General features: G+C 72.3%; 15 protein-coding genes. 11 read left to right on the top strand and 4 right to left on the bottom strand.

Annotation, left to right across the window (positions count from 1 at the left end; translation table 11 throughout):
- Nucleotides 1–175 precede the first annotated feature (175 nt).
- The 4 genes from IW248_RS19520 to IW248_RS19505 are packed head-to-tail and all read right to left on the bottom strand — an operon-like array spanning nt 176 to nt 6,054.
- On the bottom strand, nt 176–1,423 hold the full coding sequence (locus tag IW248_RS19520) for an MFS transporter (RefSeq protein WP_196928139.1): 1,248 nt from the start codon (nt 1,421–1,423) through the stop codon (nt 176–178).
- A 40-nt stretch (nt 1,424–1,463) separates the two neighbouring features.
- Entirely contained in the window at nt 1,464–2,045 is a 582-nt protein-coding gene (locus IW248_RS19515) for an isochorismatase family protein (RefSeq protein ID WP_196928138.1), read from the bottom strand.
- A 27-nt stretch (nt 2,046–2,072) separates the two neighbouring features.
- The gene (locus IW248_RS19510) at nt 2,073–3,359 is read right to left on the bottom strand and encodes a nicotinate phosphoribosyltransferase (protein ID WP_124820634.1); all 1,287 of its coding nucleotides are present in this window, start codon (nt 3,357–3,359) and stop codon (nt 2,073–2,075) included.
- A gap of 16 nt (nt 3,360–3,375) precedes the next feature.
- Nucleotides 3,376–6,054 (bottom strand): LuxR C-terminal-related transcriptional regulator, encoded by a 2,679-nt coding sequence (locus IW248_RS19505; protein WP_196928137.1) that lies wholly within the window; start codon nt 6,052–6,054, stop codon nt 3,376–3,378.
- Between the two features lie 193 nt (nt 6,055–6,247).
- Between IW248_RS19505 and IW248_RS19500 the strand changes: the two genes are divergently transcribed.
- From IW248_RS19500 to rdgB, 11 genes are all read left to right on the top strand, one after another.
- Nucleotides 6,248–7,798 (top strand): P-loop NTPase family protein, encoded by a 1,551-nt coding sequence (locus IW248_RS19500; protein WP_124820632.1) that lies wholly within the window; start codon nt 6,248–6,250, stop codon nt 7,796–7,798.
- Nucleotides 7,799–7,946: 148 nt separating this feature from the next.
- Nucleotides 7,947–8,237 (top strand): ATP-dependent Clp protease adapter ClpS, encoded by a 291-nt coding sequence (gene clpS, locus IW248_RS19495; protein ID WP_030331276.1) that lies wholly within the window; start codon nt 7,947–7,949, stop codon nt 8,235–8,237.
- On the top strand, nt 8,234–8,734 hold the full coding sequence (locus IW248_RS19490) for a DUF2017 domain-containing protein (RefSeq protein WP_124820631.1): 501 nt from the start codon (nt 8,234–8,236) through the stop codon (nt 8,732–8,734). Before clpS ends, IW248_RS19490 begins: the two co-directional genes overlap by 4 nt.
- Before the next feature lie 52 nt (nt 8,735–8,786).
- Complete coding sequence (locus tag IW248_RS19485; protein WP_030487200.1) at nt 8,787–9,275, top strand: M67 family metallopeptidase; 489 nt, start codon at nt 8,787–8,789, stop codon at nt 9,273–9,275.
- Between the two features lie 66 nt (nt 9,276–9,341).
- Complete coding sequence (locus IW248_RS19480; RefSeq protein ID WP_196928136.1) at nt 9,342–9,728, top strand: MoaD/ThiS family protein; 387 nt, start codon at nt 9,342–9,344, stop codon at nt 9,726–9,728.
- Nucleotides 9,729–9,739: 11 nt separating this feature from the next.
- Nucleotides 9,740–10,705, top strand: a complete 966-nt coding sequence (locus tag IW248_RS19475; RefSeq protein ID WP_196928135.1) for a PLP-dependent cysteine synthase family protein — start codon at nt 9,740–9,742, stop codon at nt 10,703–10,705.
- Between the two features lie 223 nt (nt 10,706–10,928).
- A complete protein-coding gene (locus tag IW248_RS19470; protein ID WP_124820627.1) occupies nt 10,929–11,672 on the top strand; it encodes an MBL fold metallo-hydrolase in 744 nt (247 codons plus the stop codon).
- A 109-nt stretch (nt 11,673–11,781) separates the two neighbouring features.
- The gene (locus IW248_RS19465) at nt 11,782–12,924 is read left to right on the top strand and encodes a glycosyltransferase family 4 protein (RefSeq protein ID WP_196928134.1); all 1,143 of its coding nucleotides are present in this window, start codon (nt 11,782–11,784) and stop codon (nt 12,922–12,924) included.
- Nucleotides 12,921–14,090, top strand: a complete 1,170-nt coding sequence (locus IW248_RS19460; protein ID WP_307788080.1) for a glycosyltransferase — start codon at nt 12,921–12,923, stop codon at nt 14,088–14,090. The genes IW248_RS19465 and IW248_RS19460 overlap by 4 nt, the downstream gene beginning before the upstream one ends.
- A 9-nt stretch (nt 14,091–14,099) precedes the next feature.
- A complete protein-coding gene (gene rph, locus IW248_RS19455; protein ID WP_124820624.1) occupies nt 14,100–14,828 on the top strand; it encodes a ribonuclease PH in 729 nt (242 codons plus the stop codon).
- Between the two features lie 106 nt (nt 14,829–14,934).
- Nucleotides 14,935–15,555, top strand: coding sequence for an RdgB/HAM1 family non-canonical purine NTP pyrophosphatase (gene rdgB, locus IW248_RS19450; protein ID WP_196928133.1), 621 nt, complete (start codon nt 14,935–14,937; stop codon nt 15,553–15,555).
- Nucleotides 15,556–15,632 lie beyond the last annotated feature (77 nt).

Raw genomic sequence — 15,632 nt, 5'->3', positions numbered from 1 at the left:
TGCTCGGCTCCAGGCAAGCCATGTCCCTAGTGAGCGTGATGTCTGTGAATCATCACGATGACTCACAGACATCAGGCTCACCAACAGGTATGCCTGCCGGCTGCCCTGGGGACACAGCGCCGTGCGGCGACCGGCAAGGGACGGGGACCAATCAGTTCCGCTGCGGCGGCGGCCGTCAGTGGGCTGCGGGGGTGAGGTCGGCCTCGACGGGCGGCGGGGTGGCCGCGGCGGCGTTGCTGCGGCGGCGCAACTCGATCGGGAGCACCACCAGGGTGACCAGCGCGCCGAGCGCACCGGTCACCACGAAGCCCCAGAGTGGCGCGCTGGCGTCGATCACCGCGCCGGCGAGCGGCGCGCCGACCGCGATGCCGACGGTGACCGCGGAGCCGTGCAGACCCATGGCCTCACCGCGTACCTCGGCCGGAACCAGGCGGCTGACGGTGTCCGAGCCGGCCGCGATGGTCGGCGCGCACAAGGCGCCGGCGGGGATCAGCGCCAGGCACAGCAGCCACCAGTGCGCACCGCCCAGCCCCACCGGAATTGTGCACAGGGCCAGCGCGCCGGTCAGTGCCAGCGGGGAGAACGAGCGGTGGACGGCCCCGTAGGCGAAACCACCCACCAGTGAGGCGACCGCCCAGATGGCCAGGACCACGCCGGTCCAGCCGACGTCGCCGCTGGCCCGCAGGACGGCGACCACCGCCACGTCGGTACCACCGAGCACGAGAGTCGCGGCGGCGCTGAGCGCCAGCACGGCGAGCAGTCGGGGTGTCAGCCACTCCCTGCGTGGCACCCGGCGCCGTGGGCCGGTGGGCTCGGCAGCACCTCGGATCGGCGGGTTGACCAGCCACAGGGCGATCCCGGCGGCGACGATGCCGCCACCGACCAGATACATGGTGGTCTGCGCGGAGATCGCGGTGACCAGGGCCACCGCCAACGCCGGGCCGATCATGAAGGACAGCTCGACCGACATGGAGTCCAGTGCGTAGGCCGGGCGGCGTTGGTCCTCGGGGACCAGCGCGGCGATCGACTGACGGACCACGGAGAAGATGGGCAGGGCCAGGGAGCCGGCCACGAAGGCGGCCGGCAGGAGCACGGGGTACGTCAGCGAGGGCGCGACGGACCAGAAGATCGCCTCGGCGATCCCGGTGAGGACCAGGACCGGGCGCAGTCCTCGCCGGTCCACTAGTCGGCCGAGCAGCGGCCCGCCGATCGCCGCACCCACGGTGATGGCCGCGCCCACCAGGCCGGCCGCCCCGTAGCCCCGATCAAGATCGAGCACCACGTGGAAGGTGAGCGTCACCCCCGTCGCCGTGAGCGGGATGCGGGCGAGGACGGCGACCAACAGCAGCGACCGCAGGCCGGGCAGGGCGAGCGCCCGCCGGTAAGGCTTCATGTTCACGTGGGTCCGTACCTCCGGCGACATCTTCGACCGGCGACAGCCCCTTGGCCAACCAATTAGCGCCCTATGCGGCCCTGATCACAGGCTGGCCGTGCATGATCACCCCGGCGCCGTCCATCGCGCGGACGGCCACATCGGTGGTCGCCGGGGCGACGGCGGCGGTCAGCTCAAGCAGCACGGTGGTGGCGAAACCCTCCCGGGCGGCGTCCAGCGCTGTCGCCCGAACGCAGTGGTCCGTGGCGATGCCGACCACGTCGACCCGGTCCACGTCGTGTCGACGCAGCCAGTCGGCCAGGCACTCGCCGTCGTCGGCATGCCCCTCGAAACCGGAGTACGCCGCCGCGTGCTCGCCCTTGTGGAAGATCGCCTCGACCCGGGCGGTGTCCAGTTCCCTGTGGAATTCCGAACCGGTGGTGCCGACCACGCAGTGCCGGGGCCAGGACTCCACGAAGTCCGGCGGATCGCCGAAGTGGGCACCCGGGTCGACGTGGTAGTCCTTGGTGGCGACGACGTGCGCCCACCGGTCCGGCTCGGAGGCGAGTGACCGGGAGATGCCGGCGGCCACCCCTGCGCCGCCGGCGACGGCCAGCGAGCCGCCCTCGCAGAAGTCGTTCTGCACGTCCACGATGATCAGCGCGTTGGCCATCGGGGGTTTCCTCTCTCGGTGATCGAGTCAGCCAGCGGGTACGACGGTGACCGGCACGGCCGGGTCGCCGGCCGAGAGCTTCAGCCCCTCCCACGGGATGGAGATCAGACACTCCCGCAGGTGCTCCCGTGACTCGTCGAGCGTGGGCAGCCGCACCGGCTCACCGGCGACCACGTACGACTGCTGGAGCAGGCGGTCGTTGGGCTGCCGATCCGGAACGCCCTGCGGAACGATGACCTCTTCGGTGGCGGTGCCGGTCGGCTTGTGCCGGCGGACAGCGACCTTCCGGCCGCCGATGGTCGCCTTGTGCTCGGAACGCTTCACCACCGGCCGTCCCTCGACCTCGACCAGCTTGTAGACAAGCCCGGCGGTCGGCGCCCCGGAGCCGGTGACCACCGCCGTGCCGGCGCCGTACATGTCCACCGGTTCGGCGGCCAGCGCCGCGATCGCGTACTCGTCCAGGTCGCCGGAGACGATGATCTTGGTTTCGGTGGCGCCCAGCGAGTCGAGCAGCTCCCGGGACTGCTGAGCGATCACCGCGAGGTCGCCGGAGTCGATTCGTACCGCCCGCAGCTCCGGGCCGGCCACCGCGATCGCGTTGCGGATGCCCTGGCTGATGTCGTACGTGTCGACCAGAAGCGTGGTGTCCTTGCCCAGCGTGGCGACCTGCGAGGCGAACGCCGCGCGCTCGTCGTCGTGCAGCAGGGTGAACGCGTGCGCCGCCGTGCCCGCCGTCGGGATGCCGTAGCGCGCACCGGCGGCGAGGTTGGAGGTGAACCGGAACCCGGCCAGGTACGCGGCCCGCGCTGCGGCCACCGCCGCCTCCTCGTGCGCCCGCCGCGACCCCATCTCGATAAGTGCCCGGCCCCGCGCCGCTGTCACCATCCGGGCTGCCGCCGCAGCCACCGCGCTGTCGTGGTTGAGCACGGACAGCGCCAGCGTCTCCAGCACCACACACTCGGCGAAACCGCCGGAGACGGTGAGGATCGGTGAACCGGGGAAGAACAGCTCGCCCTCGGCGTACCCGTCGACGTCGCCGGTGAAGCGGTAGTCGGTAAGCCAGGCCGCCGCCGTCTCGTCGACCACCCCGGTCCGGAGCAGGAACTCGACCTCGGCGGGGTCGAACCGGAAGTCGCGGATCAACTCGATCAGCCGGGCCGTCCCGGCGACCACGCCGTACCGGCGGCCGCTCGGCAACCGGCGGCTGAACACCTCGAAGACACACCGGCGGTCGGCGGTGCCGTCCTTCAATGCCGCGCTGACCATGGTCAGCTCGTAGTGGTCGGTCAGGAGCGCGGGGCGGTGGATGCTCACCGCCCCAGCCTAAGGTTCAGCTCGCGTCGCCGCCGTCGTGGCCCGGGATAGAGCGCAACGCCGCCCACAGCTCGGCGCGGCCGGTGACCCCGAGCTTGGCGTAGATCCGTTGGAGGTGGTTCTCCACTGTGCGCGCCGACAGGTAGAGCCGTTCGGCGATGGCCCGGCTGGGGGCGCCGTGCGCGGCGAGGCGGGCCACCTGCCACTCCCGCTCGGTGAGCACTGGCGCACCGGCCTGGAGTGCCGGCGTCCGGATCAGGTCACAGCGCCCGAGCAACCCGGCGAGGCGCTCCCGGGCGTCGTTGGCCCCAGCCGAGTGTTGGCGGCGCAACCGCTGGACGGCCTGGGAGGTGGCCTCGGCGGCGTACACGGTCAACTCCAGGGTGGCGTAGTCGTCGGCGACCGCGAGCAGATCGGTGGGGGAGTCGGTCACCGCGGCGCGGGCGTGCCGGGCCAGTAGCGGCGGGAGCACCCCGTCGACCCGCTCGGAGAGCTCGGCGAGGCGCTGCGCGACGGTGCGCCGGCCACCGTCGGAGCAGGTGGGCCCGACCGCCATGCCCGCCTGGTCCAGTCGGACGAGGTCGTGCAGGACGTGCACCTCGTGCCCGGCGAAGCCGTCCGAGCGCAGCCGATCCACCAGGTCGCCGAGGTGTTTGATCGCGCCCGGCAGGTCACCCGACGCGGCGAGCGACGCGCCCCGAGCCTGCTCCAGCCACGGGTAGAGCACCGCCATGCCCGGTGCGTGGGTGCGGTCGGCTTCGGCCATCGCCGCGACCGCCTGGGCGGCGTCACCGCGCAGCGCCGCCGACTGGGCGCGTTCGGCCTGGGCCAGACCGGCGTAGACCCGACTGGTGGCGAGCACCGCGCAGGCGCCCAGGGAGGTCCGCATGGCCGCATCGCTCTGCCCGCGCAGCCGGGCCGCGTACGCCTGGAGGATGGCCAGGTAGCCGGTGCCGAGGCGGAAGTCGCCGGCTCCGGCGAGGTCGGCGAACTCGTCGGCCACGATCGCGTCGATCCCGACCAGGTCGCCGGTGAGCATGAGTCGGGTGCCTCGGGCCAGCTCCAGGGCCAACTGGAGGTACGGCATGTCGGTGCGCCAGCTCGCCGCGGCCGAGTGCACCTGGGCGATCGCCGTACCGCTGCGGGTCAGCTCGCCCTGTGCGGCCTGGACGTACGCGATTGTGGAACGGGCCAGCTCGCGGGCGGCGACGCCGGCCGCCGGCCGGTCCAGAACCTGTCGGCTGAGCTTCACAGCGGTGGCCGTGTCCAGTCGGTGCAGGCGCATGATCGCCTCGAAGGCGTGCACCCGGGACCGGTCGGCGGAGTCGCTGAGCTGCTCGACCCGGCTCGCGATCTCCTCCACCGTGGACTGCCGGCTCAGCCCCCAGTAGCTGACCATGCCGCGTACGGTCAGCCAGCGGCAGAGCCGCCGCTCGTCGCCCGGCTCGGGAGTGACCGCGTCGAGGACGTCGATCGCCTCGTCGGGTCGGTCGGCGAACATCAGGATGGTGGCCAGCAGCTCCGCCGCGTCGTAGCCGCCGTCGGCGTTCAGCGCGGCCCGCGCCAGGCGGGTCGCCAGCGGCACGTCGTAGCGGGTGAACGCCTGCACCGCGGCGTCCAGCAGCAGGGCCGGATCCTGTGCGGTGCCCGAGTCGAGTCGCCAGACGGCCACCCGCAGCAGGTCGTCGCGGCGGCGCTTGCCGACCTGTTCGAGCAGCTCGGCGAGGTGTGCCTGAAGTCGGCGGGTGCGGCTGACCGGGCAGCGCCGGCGCATCACCTCGCCGTACAGCGGGTGCGCCAGCCGGACGTTTGTGCGCCGGTCGTGCTGAACCACGGTGATCAGCCCGCGTTCCTCGGCGGTCTCCACGTCCGACTGGTCGGCAGCCTGCTTCAGGAGGTGCAGACCCAGTGGTTCGCCGAACGCGACAAGCTCGACGACAGCGCGGACGCCGTCGGTGAGTTTGCCGACCCGGGTGTCGATCAGGTCGGTCAGGCTGGGCGCCAGCTCCAGCCGCCCGGTCCACTTCCAGATCCCGTACGTGCGCTTCAACTCGGCGCTGCCGTTGGCGGCGTGCACCAGCTCGCGAAGCAGTAGCGGGTTGCCGGCCGACAGCCGACCGAGCCGGTCGGCGGAACCGGCGTCGACCGGGCCGCCCAGGATCGCCGCCAGCAGGTCGGTGGTCTCCGCCTGGGGCATCGGGGTCAGCTCGACGTGCTCGACCAGGTCGTCGGTCCAGAGTGCGCGGATCGGCAGCGGGATCTGCTCGCCGTCGCGCAGGGTGCCGACCACTGTGGCGTTCTCGGCGCGGGCGACGAGGTGCACCAGTGCTGCCGAGGGTGGGTCGAGCAGGTGGGCGTCGTCGATGGCGAGCACGATCCGTCGGCCGGCCGCCTGCTGTTGCAGCACGTTGAGCGCCCAGCGCAGCACGCCGGCGGGGGAGAGACCCTGGGGCTGCTCGGCGGGGAGGACCTGGACCAGCCCGCCGAACGGCAGCGCCGCCGTGGTGGCGCTGGCGGCGATGGACCAGATCGCGAACCGGTCGGTGGGCAACGCGCCCACGCCCTCGCGCAGCAACCGACTCTTGCCGATGCCAGCGCTGCCGCTGAAGAAGAGCCCGCGGCCGGCCTCGCCGGTCACCGCCTCCAGCAGGCGGTTGAGCTCATCCGTGCGGCCGACGAACTCCCATCGACTCATCCGCGCAGCATATCGATCGGAATCCGTCCGCGCCCGTAGCGTCACCGTACGAAGTTGAGTAGTCGCACAATTACCGGTGAGTATTCTGGGTGTTCCGCCCGGTCGCCAGCCCGGCCGTAGTCTTCCGACATCCGGTTCACGCACCGGGATTTTCGCGACCGGACCTTCGGTCACCTGCAACGGGAGGCACCTGATGAAGCAGGGCCCTCTCCCCTCGGTCGACTCGCCGGACGACATGACCGGCCCGACCGACCTACCCGTCTGCGGTCCGCTCCCCACCCGGGTCGGCGCGGCCGGTCCCGCCCCGGACGAGCCGCTCGGTGTGGTCGCCGTCGGCCCGGCCGGCGCCGAGCGGCGTGCCGTGCTCGCCACCCTGCTCGGGCTCGACCCGGTCATGCTCACCGTGCCGGCCGGTAGCTGGTTGGTGGTGCGCAACGCCAAGGTGCCCACCCGGGCGGCGTTCGTGCCCGGTTACCGCCTGCCGCACTCGTACGGCGCGGACCGGGACGCCGCTGGTCCGGCGTTGGCCCGCCCGCCCCGGCGTGTCGAGCTGAGCGTGCCCGAGCCACTGCTGCGGCACTTCACCCTGATCGACGTTCCGGACACCGCCACACTTGGCGTGTCCGGCACCCGGGTGCTGCTGGAGGCGGCGGGCCGGGCCGGCGCGCTGCTCTTCGTGATCGCCGCCGACCAGGCTTTCACCGCCGCCGAGTTGAACCTGCTCGCCGAAGTCGCCCCGACCTCGGTGGAGGTCGTCTTCGCGGTCACCCCCGGCGCGGCGGGTTGGGCTCCGCTGGCCGACGGCGCGGCGACTACGGAGGGCGCGGGGGCGTCCGTCCCGCCGGTCGGGGGTGCGGAGACCGAGGTGGATGCGGTCGCGGTGACGGTGGAGGCACATCGGGCGGCGCTCCTGGCCGCGGTGCCGGCGCTGGCCGGCGCGCGGTGGTTCCCGGTCGACGACGCCGACACCGCCGCCGACCTGCGGCGGGCGCTGGTGGGTTGGGCGTCGCGTGAGGGGTTGCAGCGGGCCAGCGTCGACCCACCGGTCCTGCCTGGCCAGCAGGGCCGCGTCGCGGTGGTCGCCGATCCGGGTGACTGGTCCGAACGGCTCGACCGCCACGCCCGCTCGTGTGCTCAACGGATCCGCCAGCATCTCGCCCTGGAGTTGGCGAACATCCACCTGCGGGCCGTTCAGGAGATCGTGTTCGGAGTCGGCTGTGCCGGCCTCCCGGATCTCCTCGACCGGGAGATGGCGGCGTTGTCGTTGTTGGCGACCGCGCAGTGCGATCAGGCGGTGCGCGGCATCGTGACCGACGTCGCGTCCCGGGTGCTGGGCGCGCCGCCGGCCGAGGGCGTGCGCCGCCGCATCGCCGCTGCCGTGCAGTACGGCCTGGCCGATCACCGACCCGGCCACGAATTGGACAAGGTGCTCTTGATCACCAGCACGGCCGGCGTGGCCGAGCTGACCGGCGCGGAAGCGATCGACGCTGCCGCCAGCTATCCGTCGGCGTCCCGTGACGAGGTGCTCCCACCGGTCGCGGTGGCGCTCTCCGGCGGGTGTTGGCAGCAGTGGCGTGCCCCCGGCAACGCCGACCACAGCGCGGCGCGGGCCTGGTCCCAGCGGGCGGTACGCGAGGTCGAGCTGGGGTTGTCCAGGGAGATCTCCCGACGGTTCGAGGTGATCCGCCTCTCGCTGGGCGTGGTGCTCTCCGATGCAGTCGATCACGGCATCCTGCTCGCCTGACGGCGCGCCCACCGGTTGGTGCGGGTCCGGGCCGGACCCCGGCTCCGATGGCGTGCGGGGCGGGTCGGGAGTGCCCGGGGTGGGCGATCCGCGCCGGGCCGGCGTTCCGGTTCCTCGGTTCCGGGAAACCGGTGGCACGATGGGGGGCATGGCGGCTCCGCAGGTTGTACCGGTCGAGACGCCGGACACTGACGAGGTGCCGGCGTCCGACCGGCAGTGGGTGACCATCGTGTGGGACGACCCGGTCAACCTGATGACGTACGTGACCTGGGTTTTTCAGAAGCTTTTCGGCTACAGCCGGGAGAGGGCCGAACAGCTGATGCTGGACGTGCACCACAAGGGCCGTGCCGTGGTTTCCACAGGCGCCCGGGAGCGGATGGAGCACGACGCGTCGCAGCTGCACGCGTACGGGCTGTGGGCGACGGTGGACAGATCATGAGCATGTTCCGGCGCCAGGCCGGCCACTACGTCGCCGTCTTCGCCGTCGACGAGGTGCGCGTGCTGCGCAAGGTCGCCTCCGAGGTGGTGGGTCTGCTCACCGATGGCTTCGACCACACCGACCCGGTCGTCGGTCGGCTCTTTCCGGCGGTCTACCCGCAGGATGCTCCGGGCACCGCCGAGTTTCGCCGCTACACCGAGGGCGACCTGAAGACCTCGAAGATCGATCAGGCCGGGGCGATCCTGGCCGCGCTGCCGGACGACGCCGGCGGCGAGGTGCGGCTGGACGCCGAGGCCGCCGAGGCGTGGTTGCGGGCGCTGAACGACGCCCGGCTCGCGATGGGTGTCCGCCTGGAGATCAAGGACGGCACGGATCTGGGCGAGGAGCTGGACGACGCGGTCGCCGAGGACCCGGGTTCCAGCCGGGTGTTCCAGCTGTCGGTCTACGCCTATCTCGGGTATCTACAGGAGTCGCTGCTCAACGCCTTGATCGACTAGGGGTGACCGGCACCACTTCGGCACGTGCTCGGCAGGCGTTAGGCTGGTGCACGTGCTGAGCATCGACCGGTCGATCATCGACGCGATCGTCGCCCACGCGCGCCGGGATCACCCCGATGAGGCGTGCGGCGTGGTCGCCGGTCCCGTCGGCAGCGACACCCCGACCCGGCACATCCCGATGGACAATGCCGCGCGGTCGATGACCTTCTACGAGTTCGACTCGATGGAGCACCTGCGCGTGTGGCGGGAGATGGACGACCGGGACGAGGAGCCCGTCGTCATCTACCACTCGCACACCGCCACCGAGGCGTACCCGTCACGGACGGACGTCTCCTTCGCCGGTGAGCCGGGGGCGCACTACCTGCTCGTCTCGACCCGTGAGCCCGACTCGGAGGAGATCCGCTCGTTCCGGATCGTCGACGGCGTGGTCACCGAGGAGCCGGTCCGTGTCGTCGAGGCCGGCGTCGACCCGCACGCCGTCCAGTCCTACATGTTCGGGCAGAGCCCGGCGACTGTCGATTACGAGTGTTCCGGCCGCTGACCTGTCAGCGCCGCAGCTCGTCTCGTCCCGTCACCGTAGGCACACCCGATCGAGGAGTTCGACATCATGGCTATTGAGGTTCGCATCCCCACCATCCTGCGCAACTACACCGGCGGCGCCAAGGTCGTCGACGGCGCCGGCGACACGCTCGCCGATCTGCTCACCGACCTGGATTCCCGGCACGGCGGTCTGCGCGGCCGGCTGATCACCGACGCGGGCACGCTGCACCGCTTCGTCAACGTCTACGTCAACGACGAGGACGTCCGCTTCCTCGGCGCGCTGGACGCGAAGCTCTCCGACGGCGACAGCGTCACCATCCTGCCGGCCGTGGCCGGCGGCGCGTTCGGCTTCGCCGCGGCAGCGGCGATCAGCTCGCACAGCGCCGCGGCAGCGGCGATCAGCTCACACAGCGCCGCCGCCGTGGTGGCCGGCGACGCCGTCGCGGCTCGCTGAGGTCGGCCGCCATGGCGCGGTACGACAGCCTGCTCGACGCCTGCGGGGGCACGCCGCTGGTCGGCCTGCCCCGACTCTCCCCGACGGTGCCCGAGGGAGCCCCTCCGGTGCGGCTCTGGGCCAAGCTGGAGGACCGAAACCCCACCGGCAGCATCAAGGACCGCGCGGCGCTGTTCATGGTCCGGGCGGCGGAGGAGGCTGGCCGGCTCCGCGCGGGTGACACCATCCTCGAACCGACGAGTGGCAACACCGGCATCTCGTTGGCGATGGTGGCCAAGCTGCGCGGCTACCGGCTGGTCTGTGTGATGCCCGAGAACGTCTCCACCGAGCGGGTCCAGATGCTCCGGATGTACGGGGCCGAGATCATCTTCTCGCCGGCGGCGGGTGGTTCCAACCAGGCGGTCGCCACGGCCAAGCAGATCGCCGCCGAGCACCCCGACTGGGTGATGCTCTACCAGTACGGCAACGAGGCCAACGCGCGGGCGCACTACGAGACGACCGGGCCGGAGCTGCTGCAGGACCTGCCCAACATCACGCACTTCGTGGCCGGGCTCGGCACCACCGGCACCCTGATGGGCACCGGGCGTTACCTGCGGGAAAAGGTCGAGGGCATTCAGGTCGTGGCCGCCGAGCCGCGCTACGGCGAGGTGGTCTACGGCCTGCGCAACATCGACGAGGGGTACGTGCCGGAGCTCTACGACGCCTCGGTGCTCTCCCGGCGGTTCTCGGTCGGCACCCGGGACGCGGTGTTGCGTACCCGCCAGCTGGTGGAGGTGGAGGGCATCTTCGCCGGGTTCTCCACAGGTGCCATCCTGCACGCTGCGCTCGCTGTGGCGCATGAGGCGGTTCGCGACGGCCGGCGGGCCGACGTGGCCTTCGTGGTCTGCGACGGCGGATGGAAGTACCTGTCCACCGGCGCGTACGGCGGCACGCTCGCCGATGCCGAGGACGCTCTGGAGGGGCAGCTCTGGGCCTGACCGATCTGGTCTCCCGACTACGGGCCGTCGACATTCGTCGACGGCCCGCTCGCTGCCCGGCGTACCGCGAGCAGGTGTCACGTTCGTGACAACTTCCGTTGGATGATTCTTGCTGCCGGGCGCGCCAGCGTAGGCTGCGCAGCGTGGCGTACGCGTCGGTAGAGATCATGGCCGGGACCATCGCCGGCACGGATGCTACTGATAGTGACAGCGAGACCACTCGATGCGACTGACCGTTCTGGGAAGTGCCGGCAGCTTCCCTGGCCCCGAGTCGCCCTGCTCGGCCTACCTCGTCGAGGCCGACGGCTTCCGGCTCCTGGTCGACTTCGGCTCGGGGTCGCTGTCCAGCCTCCAGCGGTACGCGGGGTTGCACGCCCCGGACGCGATCCTGCTGACCCACCTGCACTGCGACCACATGTTCGACGCCGTGCTGTACGTGGTGGTGCGCCGGTACGCCCCGGACGGCCCCTACCCGGCGCTGCCGGTGTACGCGCCCGCCGGTGCGCCGGACCGGCTCAGCGCCGCGTACGGCGACGACGGCTCGGTGGAGGACGTGTACCAGTTCTACGCGCTCCAGCCGGGCACCTTCCCGATCGGCCCGTTCACGATCACCGTCGACCGGGTCAACCACCCCGTCGAGACGTACGGCGTGCGGCTGGAACACGACGGCCGTTCGCTGTGCTACTCGTCGGACACCGCGCCCTGTGAGGCGCTGCTGCGGCTGGCCCAGAACGCCGACGTGTTCCTCTGCGAGGCCAGTTACCTCGACGGCATGGACAATCCGCCGGATCTGCACCTGACCGGTCGGGAGGCCGGCGAGGCGGCGACCAAGGCCGCGGTGGGCCGACTGCTGCTCACCCACCTGGTGCCCGCCTGGGGCAGCGAGGCGCACACGCTGGAGTCGGCCGCCTCCGCGTACACCGGCCCGCTCGAGGTGGTCCGGCCCGGCGCCAGCTACGACGTCTGACGCGACGCGTCCGGTTCGCGGGGCCGGACCGCGGTGTTGTGCCGTACTGTTCGCCGGCCGGTCAGCGGACCGTCGTCTGGCGCACCAGTGGCACCCGCACGGTGTGGGCATGCGGATCGCCATCGTGACCGAGTCGTTCCCACCGGATGTGAACGGCGTCGCGCACTCCGTGGTGCGGACGGCGGAGCACCTGCTCGACCGGGGCCATGAGCCGGTGGTCATCGCGCCCTCCCCGCCCGGCGGTCGGCAGGGCATCGAGCGGCTGCCGTACCCGGTGGTGCGCATTCCGAGCGTGCCGCTGCCCCGCTACCAGGGTTTCCGGCTGGGCCTGCCGACCAACGCCCGACTGACCGGGGCGCTGCTGTCGGCCGAGCCGGACGTGGTCCACCTGGCCAGTCCGTTCGTCCTGGGTGCTCGGGCGGCCACGCTGGCCAGCCGGCACGGGCTGCCCACGGTGGCCGTCTACCAGACCGATGTGGCGGCGTACGCCCGGGCGTACCGGGTGAGTTGGGGCGAGGCGGCGGCCTGGCGCCGGATCCGCGAGATCCACAATTCGGCGCAGCGCACCCTCGCCCCCTCGACCCGGGCCGCCGCCGACCTGATCGCCAACGGAGTGCAGCGGATCTGGCTGTGGCGGCGCGGCGTGGACGCCGTTCGCTTCGATCCGACCAAGCGGTGCGCGGCGCTGCGGGACCGGCTGGCGCCCGGCGGTGAGCTGCTGGTCGGCTACGTCGGTCGGCTCGCGCCGGAGAAGCGGGTGGAGTTGCTGGCGGCGACGTCCCGACTTCCCGGCGTACGGGTGGTGGTGGCCGGCGACGGTCCGACCCGCCGCCAGTTGGCGCGGGACCTGCCCGGGGTGACCTTCCTGGGCGTGCAGCAGGGCGAGGAACTGGCGCGGCTCTACGCCAGCCTGGACCTGTTCGTGCACACCGGACCGCACGAGACCTTCGGCCAGACCATCCAGGAGGCGCTGGCCTCCGGGGTGCCGGTCGTGGCGCCGGCCAGCGGCGGCCCGGTCGACCTCGTCGACCACGGCGTGACCGGGCTACTGGTGCCGCCGAACGACGGCGACGCGCTCGCCGCGGCGGTGGCCGAACTGACCGGCGACGCCGACCGGCGGCGGGCCTACGGGCTGGCCGCCCGGGTCGCGGTCAGTCGCCGCAGCTGGGGGGCCGTCGGCGACGAGTTGATCGGGCACTACCACGCGGTACGCGCAGTTGCCGCCACCGTCGGCCTGCCGGCCGCGTCGTGACCGGTACCGCCGGCGGGCTGCGGATCGTGCGGCTCGCCAACTTCGTCACGGAACGCTCCGGCGGCCTGCGGACGGCGCTGCGGCATCTCGGTGCGGGCTACCGGGCGGCCGGGCACGATCCGGTGCTGGTGATACCCGGGCAGCGGGCCGCCGACGAGACGTACCCGTGGGGACGGGTGGTCACAGTGCCCGGGCCGCAACTGCCGGGCAGTGGCGGCTACCGGCTGCTGGCCGGCCGACGCCGGTTGGCCCGACTCCTCGCCGACCTGGCACCGGACCGGTTGGAGGTCTCCGACCGGTCGTCGCTGCGCTGGACGGGCCGGTGGGCGCGGACGCGCGGGGTGCCGTCGGTGATGGTGTCGCACGAGTCGCTGACCGGGCTGCTCGGCCAGTGGGGCGTGCCGGACCCGCTGCGCCGCCCGACCGCCGACCGCCTCAACCGGGCCACCAGTCGGGCGTACGACCGGATCGTCTGCACGACCCGATGGGCTGCCGAGGAGTTCGACCGGATCGGCGCCGACAACGTGGACCTCGTGCCGCTCGGGGTGGACCTGGACACCTTCTCCCCGCAGCGGGCCGACCCGCGGGTCCGCGAGCGGTACGCCGACTCCACCGAGTTGCTGTTGGTGCACTGCGCGCGGCTCTCCCCGGAGAAACGACCGGAGTTGGCCGTGCAGACCCTCGCCGAACTGCGCCGGGCGGGCGTACCGGCGGTGCTGGTGTTGGCCGGCGACGGCCCGCTACGCGGCGCGCTGGCCCGACGGGCGGCGGGGTTGCCTGTCACGTTCACCGGCTTCCTGCCAGACCGCGCCGCGGTGGCAGCGTTGCTGGCCAGCGCGGACGTGGTGCTGGCGCCGGGCCCGGTGGAGACCTTCGGTCTCGCCGGCCTGGAGGCGCTGGCCTGCGGCACTCCGGTGGTGGTCAACGCGGCCAGCGCGCTGCCCGAGGTGGTCGGCGCGGCCGGCCTGGCGGCGTACGGCTCGGGGGTGTCGATGGCGGCGGCGGTGACCCGCCTGACGGCCCGGCCGGAGGCGGGGCGGCGGCGGGCCGCCCGGGCACGGGCCGAGGAGTTCGGCTGGCCGGCCGCGGTCGCCGGGTTCCTCGGTGTGCACGACGCGGACGTTCTCCGGGGCACCCCGAGCGAGGTGGATCGCCGCACCGCATAGGGTGCAGGCATGGCGCGACCTGACGGGCGAGGGCCCTCTCAACTTCGACCGGTGACCCTGACCCGTGCCTGGAGCACCCATCCGGAGGGCTCGGTGCTCGTCGAGTTCGGCGGCACCCGGGTGCTCTGCACGGCGAGCGTCACCGAGGGGGTGCCCCGCTGGCGCAAGGGCTCCGGGCTCGGCTGGGTGACCGCCGAGTACGCGATGCTGCCCCGGGCCACCAACACCCGCTCCGACCGGGAGAGCGTCAAGGGCCGGGTCGGTGGCCGCACCCACGAGATCTCCCGGCTGATCGGCCGCAGCCTGCGGGCCAGCATCGACCTCAAGGCGCTCGGCGAGAACTCGGTCGTCCTCGACTGCGACGTGCTCCAGGCCGACGGCGGCACCCGCACGGCAGCGATCACCGGCGCGTACGTCGCGTTGCACGACGCGGTGGGCTGGCTCGCCGCCCGGAAGGCGTTGGCCGGCAAGCCGGAGAAGGTGATGCACCGTTCGGTGGCCGCGGTCAGCGTGGGGATCATCGCGGGGGAGGCCCGGCTCGACCTCTGCTACGAGGAGGACGTCGCCGCCGAGGTGGACATGAACGTGGTGTGCACCGGCGCGGGCGACTTCGTCGAGGTGCAGGGCACCGGCGAGGCGGGCGTGTTCGCCCGCGACCAGCTCGACGCCCTGCTCGACCTGGCCGTCGCCGGCTGCGCCGAGTTGGCCGAAGCCCAGCGAAAGGCTCTCGCCTCGTGAGCGCGAGGAGTGAGCTTGCGAGCCCCGCAGTCGCGAACAAAGGTGTCGCGGTGAGCGCGAGGAGTGAGCTTGCGAGCCCCGCAGTCGCGAACAAAGGTGTTTTAGCATGAACAGGGTCCTGCTTGCCACCCGTAATCGGAAGAAGCTGGTTGAGCTGCAGCGGATCCTGGACGGCGCGCTCGGCGCGCACCGGATCGCCCTGCTCGGGCTGGACGACGTCGAGCAGTACGCCGAGCTGCCGGAGACCGGCCTGACCTTCGGCGAGAACGCGCTGATCAAGGCGCGGGAGGGCTGCCGGCAGAGCGGGTTGCCGACCATAGCCGACGACTCCGGGCTCGCGGTCGACGCGCTCAACGGGATGCCTGGGGTGTTCAGCGCCCGCTGGTCCGGCCAGCACGGCAACGACGGGGCCAACCTTCAGCTGGTGCTGGATCAGATCGCCGACGTGCCGGACGAGCAGCGGGCGGCCTCGTTCGTCTGCACTGTGGCGTTGGTGCTGCCCGGAGGCAAGGAGCACCTCGTCGACGGCCGGCAGCCCGGGCGGGTGCTGCGCGCGCCGCGCGGTGACGGCGGGTTCGGCTACGACCCGATCTTCCTGGGCGACGGGCAGGACCGGACCAACGCCGAGCTGACCCCGGCGGAGAAGGACGCCATCAGCCACCGGGGCAAGGCGTTGCGCGAGTTGGCCAAACTGGTCGCCAAGGTGCTGCCGCCGTCCACAGACTGAGACCGGGCTTGTCCGGTTGTCAGTGACGGGTGGCGAAGCAATCGGTCGATGACATGTACTGATCTCGGGAGTCCGGA

The organism is Micromonospora ureilytica (genome assembly GCF_015751765.1).
Lineage (GTDB): Bacteria > Actinomycetota > Actinomycetes > Mycobacteriales > Micromonosporaceae > Micromonospora > Micromonospora ureilytica.
This window is presented reverse-complemented; position numbering and strand designations above follow the sequence as displayed.